The following is a 17286-nucleotide window of genomic DNA, read 5'->3' as shown; positions in this document are numbered from 1 at the left end:
ACGGAGGCCAACCAGGGCATGAACAAATTTGTCAGAGTAACTGCACTTGCAGGGTTGTTACTGGCGGGATCGGTGGTGGCGGCAGAGGTGAAGATAACCCGTGCCGATCAGATTCCCCAGCTTCACGAAGAAGCACAGCAAGAAACGGTCAGTGAACGTGTTACGGCGCGTTTTACCCGTTCCCATTATCGCCAGTTTGATTTGGACGATGCCTTCTCGGAGAAAATTTTCGCTCGTTATCTCAATATGCTGGATTACAGCCACAATGTGCTGCTGGCATCGGACATTGCCCGATTTTCGGATAAGAAAGATCAGCTTGACGACGAACTGAAAAACGGAAAACTGGATGTCCCCTTTGCGCTTTATAATCTGGCGCAGCAACGGCGCTTCGAGCGTTATGAATATGCATTGGCCCAATTGGCCAAACCCATGGATTTTACCGGTAGCGACACCATTGATCTCGACCGCAGCAAAGCGCCCTGGCCGCAAAGCGAAGCCGAACTCAACAAGCTTTGGGACGCCAAGGTCAAATACGATGAGTTAAGCCTCAAGCTTACCGGCAAAAAAGACGATGAAATACGCGACATACTGACCAAGCGCTATCAGTTCGCAATTCGCCGGCTGGCGCAAAGCAACAGTGAAGACGTATTTCAAATGGTGATGAATGCCTTCGCCCATGAAATCGATCCGCATACCAATTACCTTTCCCCGCGCAATACCGAGCAGTTCAATACTGAAATGAGCCTGTCGCTGGAAGGGATTGGCGCGGTGTTGCAAATGGATGACGACTATACCGTCATCAATTCGCTGGTGCCCGGCGGGCCGGCGGCGAAAAGCAAAACCATTATGGTCGGGGATCGCGTGGTGGGCGTCGGCCAGACCGGCAAGCCCATGGTCGACGTCATCGGCTGGCGCCTGGACGATGTGGTATCGCTTATCAAAGGTCCGAAGGGCAGCAAGGTCCGTTTGGAAATTCTGCCGGCGGGCAAGGGAACCAAGACGCGTATCGTCACCGTCACCCGCGAGCGTATCCGTCTTGAGGATCGCGCGGTGAAGATGACCATCAAACAGGTGGGTCAGCAAAAGGTTGCGGTGCTGGATATTCCCGGCTTTTACGTGGGCCTGACCGATGACGTCAAGGTCCAGCTGCAAAAACTGGAAAAACAAAACGTCAGCAGCGTGATTATCGATTTGCGCACCAACGGCGGCGGCGCTTTGACCGAAGCCGTGTCGCTGTCCGGGCTGTTTATTCCCAGCGGACCGATAGTCCAGGTTCGCGACAATAACGGCAAGATACGTGAAGACAGCGATAACGACGGTATCGTGTACTATAAAGGACCCCTGGTGGTGCTGGTGGACAGATTCAGCGCCTCGGCATCGGAAATTTTCGCCGCCGCCATGCAGGATTATGGCCGGGCGTTGATAGTCGGCGAGCCGACCTTCGGCAAAGGCACGGTGCAGCAGTACCGCTCCCTTAACCGCATCTACGATCAGATGCTGCGTCCCGACTGGCCGCCGCTGGGCTCAATCCAGTACACTATCCAGAAATTCTACCGGATCAATGGCGGCAGCACCCAGCGTAAAGGGGTTGTGCCGGATATCATCATGCCTACCGGCTATGAGACGGACATTGAAACCGGGGAGAAATTTGAAGATAACGCCTTGCCCTGGGACAGCATCAATGCGGCTACCTACACTAAGAGCGGTGATTTGAAGCCCTTTGCCGCTGAACTGCTGAAGGCGCACCAGGCGCGGATCGCGGCGGACCCTGAGTTCCAATATATCGCTCAGGATATTGCCCGCCTCAATGCCATGAAGGATAAACGCAATATCGCGTCCCTGAATCTGGCGCAGCGCGAGAAGGAAAATCACGAGGATGACGCCATTCGTTTGCAGCGTATCAATGACCGCTTGCAGCGGGAAGGCAAAAAACCGGTGAAATCCCTGGACGACATACCGAAAGATTACCACGAACCCGATCCCTACCTGGACGAGACCGTGCATATTGCATTGGACCTCGCCAAGGCGCAAAGCGGCCAGCAGCCGCTGCAGCCGGCGGCGGTAAAATAAAAACCGAGGCGCCACACCGGCGCCTTTATTTTTTTACAAAATGTAAAGTTATGTCTTTTTAAGCACTTATTGGCAAGTTACGCTTGAAAACCCTCTGAAAGCCCATACGATCCCTTTAACGCAATCGGCGTGATTTTTATCAGGGGACCACATTCTATATGATGCGCATCGCTCTCTTTCTGCTTACCAACCTGGCGGTTATGCTGGTATTCGGTCTGGTGCTGAGCCTGACGGGGATACAATCTTCCAGCGCCGCCGGATTGATGATCATGGCCGGCCTGTTTGGTTTTGGCGGCGCCTTCGTTTCGCTGTGGCTGTCGAAGTCCATGGCGCTGCGTTCGGTGGGCGGGGAAGTCATCGAGCGCCCGCGCAATGAAACCGAACGCTGGCTGCTGGCTACCGTGCAGCGCCAATCGCAGCAGGCGGGCATTGTCATGCCCCAGGTGGCGGTCTACCCGGCGCCGGATATCAACGCCTTCGCTACCGGCGCCCGGCGCGACGCCTCTCTGGTGGCGGTTAGTACCGGCCTGCTGCAAAATATGAGCCGCGATGAGGCCGAAGCGGTCATCGCCCATGAAATCAGCCACGTCTCCAACGGCGATATGGTCACCATGACCCTGATACAGGGCGTGGTGAATACCTTCGTGATTTTTGTCTCTCGGATCCTGGCGCAGCTGGCCGCCGGCTTTTTGTCATCGAACCGTGATGAAGGGGAAAGCAACGGCGGCAATCCGATGATCTATTTTGCCGTGTCCATGGTGCTGGAGCTGGTGTTCGGAGTGCTGGCAAGCCTGATTACGCTATGGTTCTCACGACATCGCGAATTCCATGCCGATGCCGGTTCGGCGCGGCTGGTGGGGCGCGATAAGATGATTGCCGCGCTGCAGCGCCTGAAAACCAGCTACGAACCCCAGGAAGAGGGCGGCATGCTGGCGTTTTGCATCAACGGTAAATCAAAATCCTTCAGCGAGCTGTTTATGTCGCATCCGCCGTTGGATAAACGTATCGAGGCCCTGCGGTCCGGCGCCTATTTGAAATAACCGGCTACCTGCCGGCGGTGCTTTGGCGCTGCGGATTGGGTTGGCTTATACGCAGTGCGCTCACCATGGCTGCCGCCGTTGCAAAGCCGCCGGCCAGCAGCAAAGAGGCATGGGTGCCGCCGGTGCCCAATAAATTAAACATCAGCGCCACCAGGGCGGCGCCGGAGGTTTGTCCCACCAGGCGCGCGGTCCCCAGCATCCCGCTGGCGCCGCCACTGCGGTTGCGTGGCGCGGACGTGATAATGGTATGGTTGTTGGGGGACTGGAATAAGCCGAACCCGGCGCCGCACAGCATCATCCGCCAGACGATGTCGGCATTGGCCGGCGATCCCGGCAGCCAGGCCAGGGAGAAAAGCCCGGCGGCAAAGATACCCAACCCCACAGCCCCCAGCAAACCGGCATGGACACGGCCTATCAGCCTGCCCGCCAGCATGGCGAACAGCATTGTCGCCAGCGGCCAGGGCGTCAGCAATAACCCGGTAGCCACTTCGTCGCGGCCCAGTATGCTTTGCAAAAAAAACGGCAGGGAAACCATGGCCAGCATCTGGGCGCAGAAAGAACAGATGGACGTGCAGAGGGAAAGGGAGAAGAGCGGGATACGCAGCAAATCAACCGGCAGCAGCGGCCAGGGTTGACGAAGCTGATGCCGGATAAAAATGGTGCCGACTATCACCGCGCCGGCAAGCTCGGTCAAAATCATATATCCGTTCAGGCGTTGGGCAAAGCCCCCCAGGGCTGACAATAACAGGCCGAAGGTCAGGGCGTTCATGCCGGCGCTGGCGAAATTGAACCGCTGTCCGGTGTTTTTTATTGGATTTGCCGGCAGGAATCGATGACCAAGATAAAAGGCCAGCAGGCCGATGGGCACGTTGATGGCGAACAGCCACTGCCAGGTGGCGATGGATAACACGCCGGCGGCCACGGTGGGCCCCGCCGCGGTGGATACCGCCACTATCAGGGTGTTGATAGCCATCCCTTTCCCCAGCAGGCGCGTGGGATAAATAATACGGATCAGCGCCGTATTGATGCTCATGATGGCCGCGGCGCCAAACCCTTGCAGCACGCGGGCGCCTATCAGCATCCAAAGGTTTTGGGATAAGGCGCATGACAGAGACATCAGGCTGAACACCACCAGACCGCATTGATATACCCGTCGGAAACCGTAAATATCCCCCAAGGTGGCGAAGGAGAGCAGGGTCATAATGATGGCGAGCTGATAGGCATTGACCACCCAGATTGAGGCGGCCGGACTGGCGTGAAGTTCGCGCGCGATGGTAGGAAGGGCTACATTGGCGATGGCGCTGTCCAGCACGGCGACGGTGATGCTGAGTGCTACGGTGATGATCGCACCATAGCGCTGAGGCGTAGGAACGCCATCAGCAATTTTATCAATCATGAATGTTTAACAACCGTCAAAACCCTTATCCTAGCATTAAACCCTGCTGTAACGGATCAGCAGGCCGCCGGAGAAATGTAATAATTACTGACTGGACATTAAAGCCGGCTTTATTCAGCACAGCCATTGCGAAATTTGGAGTCATACCTTTATAATGGAAATTATGTTCTAGTTTTTTTAAAACAAAACGCTTATCAGGATTTCCATAAAAATGACGATTGCAGATTTAGACAGACAACCCGACTCCGTATCGTCAGTATTGAAGGTTTTTGGTATTCTCCAGGCGCTGGGGGAAGAGCGGGAAATCGGCATTACCGAGCTGGCCCAGCGGGTGTTGATGTCAAAAAGCACTGTGTATCGCTTTCTCCAAACCATGAAATCCCTCGGTTACGTCTCCCAGGAAGGCGAATCGGAGAAATACTCCCTGACGCTGAAGCTATTCGAATTGGGTGCCAAGGCTTTACAGAATATCGATCTGATTCGCATCGCCGATGTTCAAATGCGGGTACTGTCCAATTTAACCCGTGAAACCATCCATCTTGGCTCGCTGGATGAAGACAGCATCGTTTACATCCATAAAATCGATTCAATGTACAATCTGCGCATGTATTCCCGCGTCGGCCGCCGGAATCCCCTTTACAGCACGGCAATCGGCAAGGTATTGCTGGCCTGGCGCGAGGCGGATGAAGCGCAGCGTATCCTTTCAGGCGTGGTTTTTAATCGCAGCACCCGCCGCACCGTCGCCGATGCTGCGTCGTTGATGCCGGAATTGATTAAAGTGCGCCAGCAAGGCTTCGGCGAAGATAACGAAGAGCAGGAGGATGGCTTGCGCTGCGTCGCGGTGCCGATATTTGACCGTTTCGGCGTGGTGATTGCCGGCCTTAGCATCTCTTTTCCCACCATCCGTTTCGCTGAAGAAAGCAAAAACGACTATGTCGCCATGCTGCATGAGGCGGCACGCAATATTTCCCGCCAAATCGGCTATCGCGAATATCCTTTTTAAGGGAAGACCGGAGACATTACCATGTCGGAATCCTTCACCCACGACCAGGAGTTGATCTCCGATCTCGTGGCCTGTCAGCTGGTTATCAAGCAAATCCTCGACGTTATCGATGTGATAGCCCCTGCCCATGTTCGCGATAAAATGTCGCAACAGCTAAAAAGCATCGATGTAACCAGCCATCCCGCGGCGCGGGATCCTATCACCCGCCGCGCTATCGAAAAAGCCATAACGCTAATCGATCTCAAATTTGATCAGGCACCAACCCATTGATTTTTATTATATATATTTTATCGCAAAGATTTTTTTTATAATCTGTAACACATATCATCGTCCTTTAAATCATTATTCTGGTAATAAAATGGACCATGGTTAGTCTTTGTTTAAGTTATCCTAGATAAAATATATTCATCGAGGAAGTACAGGACTTGGGTTTTGAAAAAAAACACGGCACTATCAATACTGGGCATTTTACTACTGTGCTTGATGTTATGGCTGTCGGCATTGAATAGCTTTTGTGATCAGGGCGGTGATTTTTTCAACGGTATGTGTTTTGTCACGAAATGGATGCCATGGTGACGGATGCCATGGGCGATTGCCGTCATGCTTTTGTCCATAGGTGTTTAATGCATGAAACTATCTTGAATGGAGAGCAGGGCCAAAGAGTCGTTTCAGGATACATTGCTGAGCAGAGGGTGTTAAGATAGCGTTTGGTTTTATCAGTGATTAGGTCATGTTATGAACGATTTAGGATTTAATACCCTCAATATCGCCTCAATGGGGCTGTTTTTACTTGTTTTTATTATCGGTCTAGTGGTCTGGTTTTTCCTCAACCGCGCCAGCGTCAGGGCCAATGAACAAATCATGTTGCTTAATGAGCTACTCGAACAGCAGAAAAAACAAACCGAATTATTGATGCGGTTAGGTCAGATGAATTCCCCGCAAAATGACGCCAAGGTCCCTGCCGCCGGCGAACCTATCATGTTCAAAGACTTTATCGCCGAGCGTTAAACTTCGTCGGGCCCGCCTCCCTTGCTGCCTGCTGCGATACCCAATCCTGATCCGGTCCTCCTTGTGCATGTACAGGCTCGCCCTTGCAAAGGAAAATATTTACCGGGTCAAGGTTTTGTGTTCACATTTAGTCAACATTCTATATTATTCTACTGCCGGATCTTGCATTATCAGGGGATAAAGCGAGTAAACAGGAGAGTCGAAGAGACAATGGCGAAAAACAATCCTTGGTACGATGAGTCCAAACCACACCATACGCCGTTAGGCTTTCGCAATCTTGAACCTTCAGTAAGAACCCCCGATGCGTTTAAAAAATGGCATCGAGAGCGCAAAAAACAAGGCTTTCCCCGGCCTCCGCAGGGGGGCTATGCTCAATTCATCCGGGACTGGTGGCAACCCGCTAATTTCAGCGGCAGTGAGGATGCTATTTGGTGGCTGGGCCATGCCTGCCTGCTTATCCGCGCCTCCGGGCGATATCTACTGCTCGACCCCGCCCTGGGCGAGCGCGCCTCGCCAATACCCTTTGTCGGCCCCAAACGCAGAACGCCCCTGGCGGTGGGGATTGATGAGCTGCCTCCCATTGATGCGGTGATTTATTCTCATAATCACTATGATCATTTGGATAGAAGCACTCTGCGCCGGTTACTGAAGCGTTTTCCCGATCTACAGGTGATGGCCCCGCTGGGCATGGGGGAATGGCTTGAAAAACGGGGCGTCAAGACTGTTTCCCAATGTGATTGGTGGGAGAGCATCACCTTTCACGATCTTCGCCTTCACTGCGTTCCTGCGCGCCATTGGAGCATGCGTACTTTCAAAGACCGGAACCGCAGTCTGTGGTGCGGCTGGGTCGTGGAAAGCCGGCGCTGGCGTTTTTACTTTTCCGGCGACAGCGGTTATACCCCCGGCCTGGCAGAGATCGGACAGCGCCTGGGACCTTTTGACATTGCCGCCTTGCCCATCGGAGCCTATGCACCAGAATGGTTCATGGCAGAAAGCCACATGAGTCCCGCCAGTGCGGTAAAGTTTTACCAAGAGCTGAACTGTCCGCTGGTTATTCCGATTCATTGGGGGGTATTCGAACTGGCGGACGAATCCCTGGATGAGCCGCCGCGGGAGCTGGCGCAGGCCTTATTAAACGCCGGCATTGCCGATCATCGCTTTATACCGTTGAAAATCGGCGCCAAAATAGACATATAGCTTTATAGCCTCTCAATAGCGGCTCGATCATCGCCTCAGACCGCGCCCTAGGGCTACCGGGTGGATTTATACAAAAAAAATAGAAATGCGCAATGATGATTTTATATTTCAGATTAATACCGGATAGACACCAAGACACTATTTAGTCAGCCAAACAATCCAAAGGTTATTTTATTAGCAATATCTTCAGAAGTATATATTGCAGTATAATGACAATCAGGCATAAGCGATAAAGTTGCCTGCTCAATGGGGATGACATTATTAATCCCGCTTACGGCCGCGGGAGAACTTGCCGTTGCACAATATTGGTGATCACAAATAGCGCATAATTTATTAGCCCGCCACGGTCTTTAGGGCGCGGTGCCGGGCGTTGGGGCCGGTCTGATCGCCCGGCTGGCGTGGAGCCTGTGGCGGGCCCAGGGCAATGGCGGATAATTAACCGTTGCTTATGTTAAGCGGCACTGCTAATTTCTATTACTACGATAGTCGAATCCGGTATAAGAAAACTGGAAAAATGTGAGCTGGCCCCCTTGTTTTCTTTAATTGGGAAATGAATAGTTATTCTTGAATAATGCATTGGACGTTGACAAAGGTTTGCGCTAAGGTTAACGATAAATGGTACAGATATCATGATGGTGGTTTCACTCGGCACACAAGGGGTCGTTTTTTCAACTCTTTGATGCGGGGGTGGGCAACCGGATGCAACTGAACGATTTAATTATGTGCGACATATCCGGCCCTGATCAAAAATGGCTTGCCATTGATTACAGAGTATGTGATAACGCATTTGGGTAAAACGAGGTACAGTTCTGTATATGAATGGCATTTTCAGTAAAGAAGTTTTGCGTAAAGACGATAACGTTGCATACCGCTTCTCTGCCGATCCTAATCTTAGTGCCTCAAGCAGTAACGACTCCAGTTTGTCTCTGTCTCGCCTCAGGGCGATTTAAACACTCCAAAGGAAATATGCAAGATGGCAAAGATCAAAGGTCAAGTGAAGTGGTTCAACGAGTCTAAAGGTTTTGGTTTCATCACTCCGGCCGATGGCAGCAAAGATGTGTTTGTACACTTCTCCGCTATTCAGGGTAACGGCTTCAAAACTCTGGCCGAAGGCCAGAACGTAGAATTCGAAATCCAGGATGGCCAAAAAGGCCCTTCAGCAGTTAACGTAACTGCCCTGTAATCCGCGTTGCTTCGGTGACAGTCAATCATTTGATTGATGGATAACATGTAATCCCCCCTGCCAGTACTGAACTGGCAGGGTGTTCCATTTCCAAAATTCTATCCTGTTATTGCCTGCCCCTATTCGCCAAATGCTTGCGTGTCCGGCCTTCGCAGATGTTATTTTCCGGTAATCACCAGCCCTGAATGCTGATTGCGTCCACTGATGGAAGGGTAAGCGGGATCTATTGCCCGCTGGCGGCAAAATCGCCGGTAGCTGGTGTAGCGGTGGCCTCCGGCGGCGGTGCCGCAGATAGTGCATTGGCGCAGCACGTCTACCCCCTGAAATCCCAGAACCTGTAATTTATGGCGCGCAATGGCGGCCAAATCCAGATGCAGCGGCCTGGGCCGAACAATATTCGCCGGTATGGCTAATTGCTGCAGGAAATCCTCCACCAGGCTTTCACTGACTTCATAACAACAAGGTCCGGCCGCCGGGCCAATGGCCGCAACCCAGTTAGCCGGACCGTCGGGATAAGCCAACTGCGCGGCAAAGGCTTCCACGATCCCTGCCAGCAATCCACGCCAGCCGGCATGCACCACGCCGATACTTTTACCGTCGCGGCGGCAAAAAAGAATAGGCAGACAATCGGCGGTGAGCACATGCAGCAGTATGCCTGGGGTGGATGTGATCAATCCGTCCGCCTCTCCGCACGGCTCCGCCGGCCGGTAGACCCGGCGAATATCGATGCCGTGTACCTGTTTTTTAACCGGAGCGGTGTCCAGCCAGGGCTGCAATGGGACCGGCAATAGCGTGGCGGCGTCACCAAAGCCGTGACGTACGCCCGCAACGTTCTGTATCAGGCGGGAGTAAACTGTCATAATGTTAAGAAAGGCTCTTGCATTGAAAAGGATGAGACCATTTTAGCTTTTTTCAACGCGCCGGCCAGTGACAAAAAAGCATCCAGGCCGGCATTAAGATAAAATTCGCGCTTTGTTGCAAAAAAGCATGTCTTGTAGCATTGTTTTGACGATATAGCTCCGAAAGTTAGGGTTTAATGCTTTCAGTCAATGGGATGGCGACGCGAGAACAATGTGAAAAATAATTCGGGGCAGGGCAAGCAGAATTTTATCCAGTGGCGTTTTGGCTTAATGTGTGTCGGCATCACGCTCATCCTGGCGGTGCTGTTAATGCGCATAGCCTGGCTGCAGGTAATCAAACCGGATAATCTGGTGGCCCAGGAGAACATGCGATCGTTGCGGGTTGAGCAAACGCCTATTCCCCGCGGCATGATAACCGATCGCAACGGGCAGCCGCTGGCGGTAAGCGTACCGGTGGACGCGGTCTGGGCCGATCCCTATGAAGTGGCGCAAAAAGGCGGCGTGGAGAACTCATCCCGCTGGCAGGCCCTGGCGCAAACCGTGAATATGCCGTTCAACGAACTGGCGGAGCGCATTAACCACGATCCCCATATGCGCTTTATCTATCTGGGTCGCCAAATAGAACCCAACGTGGCGGATTACGTCAAACAATTAAAACTGCCGGGGATTTATTGCAAGGATGAATCCCGCCGGTTTTATCCGGCGGGAGAGACGGCGGCTAACCTGGTTGGCTTTACCAATATCGACGATCAGGGTATCGAAGGGGTCGAAAAAAGCTTTAATCGCCTGTTGACGGGCGTGGCGGGGCAGCGGGTGGTACGTAAGGATCGTTTCGGCCGGGTGGTAGAGACGCTTTCCTCCACCGACAGTTCCCCGGCGCATAATGTGGCGCTAAGCATCGACCTGCGCTTGCAGCGTATCACGGAGGAAGCCTTAAGCAACGCCGTGGCATTCAACAAGGCGGATTCCGGCGCCTCGGTGCTGGTGGATGTGAATACCGGCGAAATCCTGGCCCTGGCCAATTATCCTACCTTTAATCCCAACAACCGAACCGGCGCCCAGGAAGATGATTTTCGTAATCGAGCCATCAGCGATATTTTTGAACCCGGTTCGACGGTAAAACCCATGGTGGTCATGACCGCCTTAAAACAGGGCATTGTTAAACCGGACAGCCTGCTGGATACCCATCCCTACACGCTTAGCGGCCATCTGATCCGCGACGTGGCGTTCTATCCCCAATTGACCCTCACCGGCATATTGCAAAAGTCCAGCGACGTCGGCGTATCCCGTATGGCCTTGGCCATGCCCATCACCGCCCTGTTGAAGACCTATCTGGCGTTCGGCCTCGGACAACCCACCGATCTGGGCCTAACCGGGGAAAGCAGCGGCTTGATGCCGCACCGGCAGCGCTGGAGCGAGCTGGACCGGGCCACCTTCTCCTTTGGCTACGGCTTAATGGTGACGCCGGTGCAGCTTGCCCGTGTGTATGCCACCATCGCCAGCGACGGCATCTACCGGCCGCTATCCATTACCCGCATCGATCCGCCGGTCGTGGGACAGCGCGTGATGGAGGAGGGGCTGGTGCATGAGGTTAAACATATGATGGAAAGCGTCGCGTTGCCCGGCGGCGGCGGCATCAAGGCGGCGGTGCGCGGTTACCGGGTGGCGGTTAAAACCGGTACCGCCAAAAAAATCGGGCCTGACGGACAGTATATTGATAAATATATTGCCTATACCGCCGGTATCGCGCCGGCCAGCCGTCCGAGATTTGCCCTGGTGGTGGTTATCAATAACCCCCAGGGGGGGAAATATTATGGCGGCGCGGTCTCCGCGCCGGTATTCAGTACCATTATGTCCGAGGTCTTGCGCACCATGAACGTAGAACCTGATGCTCTGCCGGAAGACAATAATCGCATCGTGGTGGCCTCGAAGACCGATAATCATCCCTCATGACCGGTCTTACCGCCGCTGAGTCGCGCGCAGCCCCGTGCGCCGGCTTAGTGCCGGTCGGCCGCGCCTGGCCGGGACCGGTAAAATGACCATCCCGGCCAGGTTTTAAGGTAATATGCTTGCCTTATTGTCGTCCTCTACGGAATGCCCTATGTCTATTTACCAATGCCCGCTGTGTCATCTGCCGCTGTTGCCCGCCGAGGGTTATTGGGCCTGCGAAGGACGGCACCGTTTTGACCGCGCGCGGGAAGGGTATGTAAATCTGCTGCCGGTGCAATTCAAACGCAGCCGGGAGCCCGGCGATGACCGGGGGATGATGCAGGCCCGCCGGGCCTTTCTCGATGCAGGCCATTACCGGCGGATGCGCGATGGCGTCATCGCGTTGATAAACCGCCTGCAGCCGGACCGGTACGTCCGCTGGCTGGATATCGGCTGCGGAGAGGGCTATTACACCTCGGCGCTGGCAGCGGCCGTGGCGGCCCGTACGGGCCGGGTCTACGGACTGGATATTGCCAAGAACGCGGTGCGCGCCGCGGCAAAGCGCTATCCCGAGGTACGGTTTTGCGTCGCGTCCAGCCAGCGCTTGCCTTTTCTCGACGCTTCCCTCGACGGCATTCTGCGCATTTATGCGCCTTGTAATCCCGCCGAGATGTATCGCGTACTGAAACCGGGCGGCATCGTGGTAACGGTGGCGCCTGGACCAAGACACCTCCTGCAGCTCAAGGCGCGAATCTATTCCGAGGTCATGCTGCATCCGCTGAAAGACGAGCATTTTCCCGGCTTTGCCCCGCTGGCCGAAGAGCGGCTGCGTTTTGAACTGGCATTACCCGGTGAAGCGGCGGCCGCGCTGTTTCAAATGACGCCGTTTGCCTGGCGGGCGACGCCGGATGTGATGGCGGCATTAACCGCCCTGGAAGAATTTACCTGTGAAACGGATTTTATTCTCCGCGCCTGGCGGCGGGAAGAGTGATTAAAAGCGGGCCATGAGCGCCGGGCCGATATGGGCGTAAAGGATATTACAGCCGATGCCTATCAGAATGACGCCGCCGATGATTTCCGCTTTTTTGCCCAGAATCGGCCCGATAAAGCGGCCCAGCAGCATACCCAGCGTGGCCATGAGCATGGTAGCCAGGCCGATGATCATCGCCGTATGGAGAATATTGACTTCCAGGAAGGCCAGACCGACGCCAATCGCCAGCGCATCCAGGCTGGTGGCGATAGCGGTGAACACCAGCACCTTGAGGCTGTGGTGGCCTATAGGGGGTTTTGCCTCCGCTTGTTTACCGAAACCGCTCATCATCATACGAACGCCCAGACAGGCCAGCAGGACGAAGGCGACCCAGTGATCCCACTCCATAATATAATGGCTGGCGAGTAAACCCAGCGACCAGCCGATTAACGGGGTAATGGCTTCAATGGTGCCGAAAATAAGGCCGGTTCGCAGCGCTTCGCGCAAGGGGGGTTTATGAAGGGTAGCGCCTTTGCCAATGGACGCGGCGAAGGCATCCATGGACATGCCGAAAGCAAGAATCAATGTTGCGGAAAGGTTCATACCATAACCTCGGCTGGGAGCCAATATCCACGCTTCCCCATCTCCCAACCTTACGATGGTTCGTCGTGTCTATAGTCTCGCCAACCATCCTGGTCGTCCGCACCACGTTTAAAACAAACGAGTATGTTGATACGGACATTCCCGCACTGACGACGGAAACCGGCTACTCCCTAATGACGGGCCAACCTTAACATAATAATTAACGACAAAACAACTACAAAAAAAGAGGGGGATTATGGAATGTAATCGATAATTATTTTCACTAAAATGAGGGAATTGAAGGATATTCACTAAGCCAGTATACCTAAGGATCTTTTATAGTCAAAATACAAAATTACTATGATTTATTTATTAGAAATAATTTTTCCGCATGTTTTATGTTAATTTTTTGTTAATTGTTCGTCATAAAGAAATTGTATATGGTTTCCAGGTCATCCAACCGTTTTACCTTTATCAGCAGACGGCGTTTTTCCAAGCCGATCACCAAAAAACCATCTTCCGATAAGTTCATGTTTTTTATACGGTCATATTTAATAAAAAAATTTGCGTAAAAAAAACCGTCCGCCTTGAAAATTAGTTTTGGCCGGCGGATATAGGCCAGATAACAGGCCATGAGTACTAGGACTAATAGCAGGGTTGTGGTGAAAACCGTACCATTCGAGGTGATATTTTGATAGATCAGAATACACACCAGGCCGATAAAAATCAGGGCATCAACGCGGTTCAGACGATGCAAACCGATTTTCAGCCGGGTTTTGCCTTTAAGAAAGTAGTCAACAATAAATTCATCGTAAATAGCAAACAGCAGCGCCAAGGCGATTATTACCATTAAGCCGATATCGGTGACAGACATCTTTCCTCCAAAAATTGCCATAAAAAAACCGGGGTCAAACCCCGGTTTTGGATAATGCGGATTACAGGCCCAACAGGCCAATCCAATAACCGAAAATGCCGATAGCGAAGAAGCCGATGATAATCCACAAGGCATTAACCTTGCGGCGCAACAGCCACATACACCCGAAGGTCAGCAATAGCGGCACCAGACCGGGCATTAACTGATCCAGAATGGTTTGTATTGTGGTAACCGTCGTTTGACCGTTCTGGTTGGTAATACGCGACACGACAAAGGGTATATTGACATGGGTCCATTTATTTACCAAGGCCCCCATGACAAACAGCCCGAGAATGGACGCCCCCTCCGTCAGTTTTTGCAGGAAGCCGCCGCCCATGTCGTTAACGATATCCACGCCTTTACGATAGCCGTAGGCGACACCGTAGTAGCGCACCAGCAGACGGACAAAGTTGAACAGCACAAAGAACAGCAACGGCCCCAACAGGCTGCCGCTCATGGCGATACCCGCGCCCAAGGCCGCGAATACCGGACGGACGGTACCCCAGAAAATCGGGTCGCCCACCCCGGCCAGCGGTCCCATCAGGCCGACTTTCAGGCCGTTGATGGCCGCGTCGTCGATAGGCGCGCCGTTGGCCCGCTGCTCTTCCATCGCCAGGGTAACGCCCAGTACGGGTGCCGCCACATAAGGATGGGTGTTGAAAAATTCCAAATGACGCCGGATTGCCTGTTTTCTATCTTCGTTGTTTTCCGGATAAAGACGCCGAATTACCGGAACCATCGCAAAGCAGAAGCCCAGGGCCTGCATACGTTCGAAGTTCCACGATCCCTGGAAAAGGTTCGAGCGGTAAAATACCCCGCGTATATCCCCGGGAGTCAATTTCTTTTGACCAGTTGTATCGACCATTTCTCTCACCTTTTAATCAAGTTCATTATCAAGATCGTTAACGCCCTGTGCCGGCGTACCCTGTCCGCCCTGGGGATGACTGTATTTCGGGCTCAACTGGATATAGAAGATGGCCATAACCACACCGATGACGCCAAGGGCGACCAGGTTGAAGTTGGTGAAGGCCGCGGTAACAAAACCCAGGAAGAAGAAAGGCATCAGGTAGCCGGCACGCATCATATTCACCACCATTGCGTAACCTACTACCACGATCATGCCGCCGGCGATACTCAAACCGTTGGTGACAACCGCCGGGATCGAGCTCAGCATGGCGTGTACGGCATCGGTACCCACGGAGACGGCAACGATAACCGCCGGGATGGCAACGCGCATGGCCTGCAACAGTAGGGCCGTAACGTGCAGCCAGCTCAGCGCGCTGAGATTGCCGCGTTCGGCGGCGCTGTCGGATGCATGCTGGAATGCCACGGTCAAGGTACGAACGATAATGGTCAGTACCTGCCCGGCAGCGGCCAGCGGTATCGCCAGGGCAATACCCGCGCCGACGCTTTGGTTACCGGCCACCACCAGAATGGTGGAGATGATGGACGCCAAGGCGGCGTCCGGCGCCAGGGCGGCCCCGATATTCATCCAGCCCAGCGCAATCATTTCCAACGTACCGCCGATGATGATACCGGTTTTCATATCTCCCAGTACCAGACCGATTAAGGTACAGGCCACCAATGGCCGGTGAAACTGAAACTCATCCAGCACCGACTCCATACCAGCTATACAAGCTATGATAAAAATCAGCACAATTTGAAGCGTGGTGATCTCCATTGTACTTCTCCTCAGACAAACGTAAGAGAGCGGTAAATTATTTCTTTGAAATACATACGCTCTTGATTGTTAGTTTTTCACGGCGAAAATTTATTTACCGAGTTTGGTGATTAAATCCATAACTTTTAATGGGTTATCTGATGAAACCTTACGGGCTTCCAGTTCGATCCCTAAATCATTCAGCTTGTGGAATGCGGCAATATCTTCATCGCTCACGGAGATCGCGCCGTTGACCTGGGTTTTGCCTTGACGGAAGGCCATACCGCCGATATTGACCGAAGTGATTTTTACTCCGCCTTCAACCACACGCAGCACATCGGTGGGATTGGTGAACAAGAGCATCACGCGGTCTTTTGCATAGTTCGGGTTTTCATAAACACGAATAGCCTTTGCCACATCAACCACATGGGCGGTTACCCCTGGAGGCGCCACCTGGGTTAACAAGGTCCTGCGCACGGTATCGGCGGCAACCTCGTCGCTGATAACGATGATACGTTTGACATTGGTCTCCTTCGTCCAGCGAGTGGCGACTTGACCGTGAATCAGCCGATCGTCGATACGCGCCAGGGCGATGGTCATATGTCCGCCGGCGGACGGATGGACCGGCGCCGCTGCGGCCTGTCTCGGGGCAGGGGATGCCACCGGTGTTTCTACGTTCAGTTCCGGCGCTTTCAAAGCCTTCACGCCGGCACGTCCGGTTTCCAATGCAATCTTTACCAACTCCCCAAAGGCAGGGTTATCATCACGCGCCATAAAGGTTTCGGCGAGCATGGGGATATTGACGCCGGTAATAACTTCGTAGTTTTCTTTATCTACGACGATACGGCTGGCGGCATTGAACGGACTGCCTCCCCAGGTATCCACCAGAAACAGGACTCCTTCCTTGGTATCTAGATGTGCTAACTTTGCCGTATATTTTTCAATCAATGTCTCAGCGTTTTCCCCGGGAACAAAATCAATCCAGGCGACGTTGCTCTGTGCGCCCAATATCATTTCAGCCGTTTTAAGTAGTTGTTCGGCCGCTGACCCGTGAGTGCCAATTACGATAGCAATACTCACTGGATACCTCCTCTGTTAACAAATTGGGTTAAGCAGTAAAGCCACCCGCTGTGATGAAAAGCAAATTTGTCGGTGGTTATACTTCTTAGCCAGGGTACCAAGCCACCCTGTTTGATGTCCGCCATTTAGAATGAATTGATTCAGGTAGATAACCGATTCAATAGCGGTTAAACGCGATTTATTTTAGTGTGTAAAAAAATAAAAATTGTGACGGCGCTCAGTTATTTGTGCATGAGAAAACGAATCATCGCACAAAGCAGTGTAGACGAGGGTGATGACATCTTTTAGACAAAAAGTTTTATGCCTTTTCCAACATCCCTGTTAAAGTAAAATTTACATATTTGTTAGGAGCGAAGGGCCGCAGCCCCCCCTATGGACTGTCACCGAAAAACGTT

The 17286-nt window shown here is 53.0% G+C and carries 18 protein-coding genes; 11 read left to right on the top strand and 7 right to left on the bottom strand.

The genetic code is table 11. From position 1 onward, the window contains the following. Positions 1-18 precede the first annotated feature (18 nt). Positions 19-2070 (top strand): carboxy terminal-processing peptidase, encoded by a 2052-nt coding sequence (gene prc / locus ACL2XO_RS16480; protein WP_413741060.1) that lies wholly within the window; start codon positions 19-21, stop codon positions 2068-2070. A 158-nt stretch (positions 2071-2228) separates the two neighbouring features. Then, positions 2229-3110 carry a protease HtpX gene (gene htpX, locus ACL2XO_RS16475; RefSeq protein WP_203521221.1) on the top strand — a complete coding sequence of 294 codons (882 nt, stop codon included), beginning with the start codon at positions 2229-2231 and terminating at the stop codon, positions 3108-3110. 4 nt (positions 3111-3114) lie between these two features. Here the strand turns inward: htpX and ACL2XO_RS16470 are convergent, their stop codons facing one another. Then, on the bottom strand, positions 3115-4506 hold the full coding sequence (locus tag ACL2XO_RS16470) for an MFS transporter (protein WP_132921318.1): 1392 nt from the start codon (positions 4504-4506) through the stop codon (positions 3115-3117). 211 nt (positions 4507-4717) lie between these two features. On the opposite strand from ACL2XO_RS16470, the gene kdgR reads away from it, so the two are divergent. From kdgR to cspE, 7 genes are all read left to right on the top strand, one after another. Continuing rightward, positions 4718-5509, top strand: coding sequence for a DNA-binding transcriptional regulator KdgR (kdgR, locus tag ACL2XO_RS16465; RefSeq protein ID WP_132921319.1), 792 nt, complete (start codon positions 4718-4720; stop codon positions 5507-5509). Between the two features lie 21 nt (positions 5510-5530). Then, positions 5531-5779, top strand: a complete 249-nt coding sequence (locus ACL2XO_RS16460; RefSeq protein WP_413724611.1) for a DUF2766 family protein — start codon at positions 5531-5533, stop codon at positions 5777-5779. A gap of 213 nt (positions 5780-5992) precedes the next feature. Continuing rightward, on the top strand, positions 5993-6085 hold the full coding sequence (locus ACL2XO_RS16455) for a PhoP/PhoQ regulator MgrB (RefSeq protein ID WP_132927723.1): 93 nt from the start codon (positions 5993-5995) through the stop codon (positions 6083-6085). A 159-nt stretch (positions 6086-6244) separates the two neighbouring features. Continuing rightward, positions 6245-6517, top strand: a complete 273-nt coding sequence (locus ACL2XO_RS16450) for a YebO family protein (protein ID WP_132921321.1) — start codon at positions 6245-6247, stop codon at positions 6515-6517. Positions 6518-6727: 210 nt separating this feature from the next. Then, entirely contained in the window at positions 6728-7714 is a 987-nt protein-coding gene (locus ACL2XO_RS16445; protein ID WP_413741059.1) for an MBL fold metallo-hydrolase, read from the top strand. A gap of 815 nt (positions 7715-8529) precedes the next feature. Then, on the top strand, positions 8530-8664 hold the full coding sequence (locus ACL2XO_RS16440) for a DUF2627 domain-containing protein (RefSeq protein ID WP_413724609.1): 135 nt from the start codon (positions 8530-8532) through the stop codon (positions 8662-8664). 23 nt (positions 8665-8687) lie between these two features. Then, positions 8688-8897 (top strand): transcription antiterminator/RNA stability regulator CspE, encoded by a 210-nt coding sequence (gene cspE, locus ACL2XO_RS16435; RefSeq protein ID WP_005968829.1) that lies wholly within the window; start codon positions 8688-8690, stop codon positions 8895-8897. A gap of 158 nt (positions 8898-9055) precedes the next feature. Here the strand turns inward: cspE and pgeF are convergent, their stop codons facing one another. Next, positions 9056-9757 carry a peptidoglycan editing factor PgeF gene (gene pgeF / locus ACL2XO_RS16430; RefSeq protein WP_413741058.1) on the bottom strand — a complete coding sequence of 234 codons (702 nt, stop codon included), beginning with the start codon at positions 9755-9757 and terminating at the stop codon, positions 9056-9058. Between the two features lie 189 nt (positions 9758-9946). On the opposite strand from pgeF, the gene ftsI reads away from it, so the two are divergent. Then, positions 9947-11710 carry a peptidoglycan glycosyltransferase FtsI gene (gene ftsI / locus ACL2XO_RS16425; protein ID WP_132921325.1) on the top strand — a complete coding sequence of 588 codons (1764 nt, stop codon included), beginning with the start codon at positions 9947-9949 and terminating at the stop codon, positions 11708-11710. Between the two features lie 148 nt (positions 11711-11858). Then, the gene (gene rlmA / locus ACL2XO_RS16420) at positions 11859-12677 is read left to right on the top strand and encodes a 23S rRNA (guanine(745)-N(1))-methyltransferase (RefSeq protein WP_413741057.1); all 819 of its coding nucleotides are present in this window, start codon (positions 11859-11861) and stop codon (positions 12675-12677) included. On the opposite strand, the gene mntP is transcribed toward rlmA, so the two are convergent. The 5 genes from mntP to manX all read right to left on the bottom strand — a co-directional run bounded on the left by mntP (position 12678) and on the right by manX (position 16891). Next, the gene (gene mntP / locus ACL2XO_RS16415) at positions 12678-13259 is read right to left on the bottom strand and encodes a manganese efflux pump MntP (RefSeq protein WP_132921327.1); all 582 of its coding nucleotides are present in this window, start codon (positions 13257-13259) and stop codon (positions 12678-12680) included. A 391-nt stretch (positions 13260-13650) separates the two neighbouring features. Beyond that, positions 13651-14112: a DUF986 family protein gene (locus tag ACL2XO_RS16410; RefSeq protein ID WP_413743073.1), complete on the bottom strand. Its 462-nt coding sequence runs from the start codon at positions 14110-14112 to the stop codon at positions 13651-13653. 61 nt (positions 14113-14173) lie between these two features. Next, positions 14174-15016: a PTS mannose transporter subunit IID gene (locus tag ACL2XO_RS16405; protein ID WP_132921329.1), complete on the bottom strand. Its 843-nt coding sequence runs from the start codon at positions 15014-15016 to the stop codon at positions 14174-14176. 12 nt (positions 15017-15028) lie between these two features. Further along, positions 15029-15832, bottom strand: coding sequence for a PTS mannose/fructose/sorbose transporter subunit IIC (locus tag ACL2XO_RS16400; protein WP_413741056.1), 804 nt, complete (start codon positions 15830-15832; stop codon positions 15029-15031). 90 nt (positions 15833-15922) lie between these two features. Beyond that, the gene (gene manX / locus ACL2XO_RS16395) at positions 15923-16891 is read right to left on the bottom strand and encodes a PTS mannose transporter subunit IIAB (RefSeq protein ID WP_413724604.1); all 969 of its coding nucleotides are present in this window, start codon (positions 16889-16891) and stop codon (positions 15923-15925) included. Positions 16892-17286: the final 395 nt, after the last annotated feature.

Origin of the sequence: Sodalis sp. RH15 (assembly GCF_047324255.1) — a bacterium.
Lineage (GTDB): Bacteria > Pseudomonadota > Gammaproteobacteria > Enterobacterales > Enterobacteriaceae > Acerihabitans > Acerihabitans ligni.
This window is presented reverse-complemented; position numbering and strand designations above follow the sequence as displayed.

Bases quoted from the DNA above. Each gene is read 5' to 3' on its own strand.
- prc (WP_413741060.1), top strand. From the start codon at position 19: ATGAACAAATTTGTCAGAGTAACTGCACTTGCAGGGTTGTTACTGGCG.
- htpX (WP_203521221.1), top strand. From the start codon at position 2,229: ATGATGCGCATCGCTCTCTTTCTGCTTACCAACCTGGCGGTTATGCTG.
- ACL2XO_RS16470 (WP_132921318.1), bottom strand. From the start codon at position 4,506: ATGATTGATAAAATTGCTGATGGCGTTCCTACGCCTCAGCGCTATGGT.
- kdgR (WP_132921319.1), top strand. From the start codon at position 4,718: ATGACGATTGCAGATTTAGACAGACAACCCGACTCCGTATCGTCAGTA.
- ACL2XO_RS16460 (WP_413724611.1), top strand. From the start codon at position 5,531: ATGTCGGAATCCTTCACCCACGACCAGGAGTTGATCTCCGATCTCGTG.
- ACL2XO_RS16455 (WP_132927723.1), top strand. From the start codon at position 5,993: ATGTTATGGCTGTCGGCATTGAATAGCTTTTGTGATCAGGGCGGTGAT.
- ACL2XO_RS16450 (WP_132921321.1), top strand. From the start codon at position 6,245: ATGAACGATTTAGGATTTAATACCCTCAATATCGCCTCAATGGGGCTG.
- ACL2XO_RS16445 (WP_413741059.1), top strand. From the start codon at position 6,728: ATGGCGAAAAACAATCCTTGGTACGATGAGTCCAAACCACACCATACG.
- ACL2XO_RS16440 (WP_413724609.1), top strand. From the start codon at position 8,530: ATGAATGGCATTTTCAGTAAAGAAGTTTTGCGTAAAGACGATAACGTT.
- cspE (WP_005968829.1), top strand. From the start codon at position 8,688: ATGGCAAAGATCAAAGGTCAAGTGAAGTGGTTCAACGAGTCTAAAGGT.
- pgeF (WP_413741058.1), bottom strand. From the start codon at position 9,757: ATGACAGTTTACTCCCGCCTGATACAGAACGTTGCGGGCGTACGTCAC.
- ftsI (WP_132921325.1), top strand. From the start codon at position 9,947: ATGGGATGGCGACGCGAGAACAATGTGAAAAATAATTCGGGGCAGGGC.
- rlmA (WP_413741057.1), top strand. From the start codon at position 11,859: ATGTCTATTTACCAATGCCCGCTGTGTCATCTGCCGCTGTTGCCCGCC.
- mntP (WP_132921327.1), bottom strand. From the start codon at position 13,259: ATGAACCTTTCCGCAACATTGATTCTTGCTTTCGGCATGTCCATGGAT.
- ACL2XO_RS16410 (WP_413743073.1), bottom strand. From the start codon at position 14,112: ATGTCTGTCACCGATATCGGCTTAATGGTAATAATCGCCTTGGCGCTG.
- ACL2XO_RS16405 (WP_132921329.1), bottom strand. From the start codon at position 15,016: ATGGTCGATACAACTGGTCAAAAGAAATTGACTCCCGGGGATATACGC.
- ACL2XO_RS16400 (WP_413741056.1), bottom strand. From the start codon at position 15,832: ATGGAGATCACCACGCTTCAAATTGTGCTGATTTTTATCATAGCTTGT.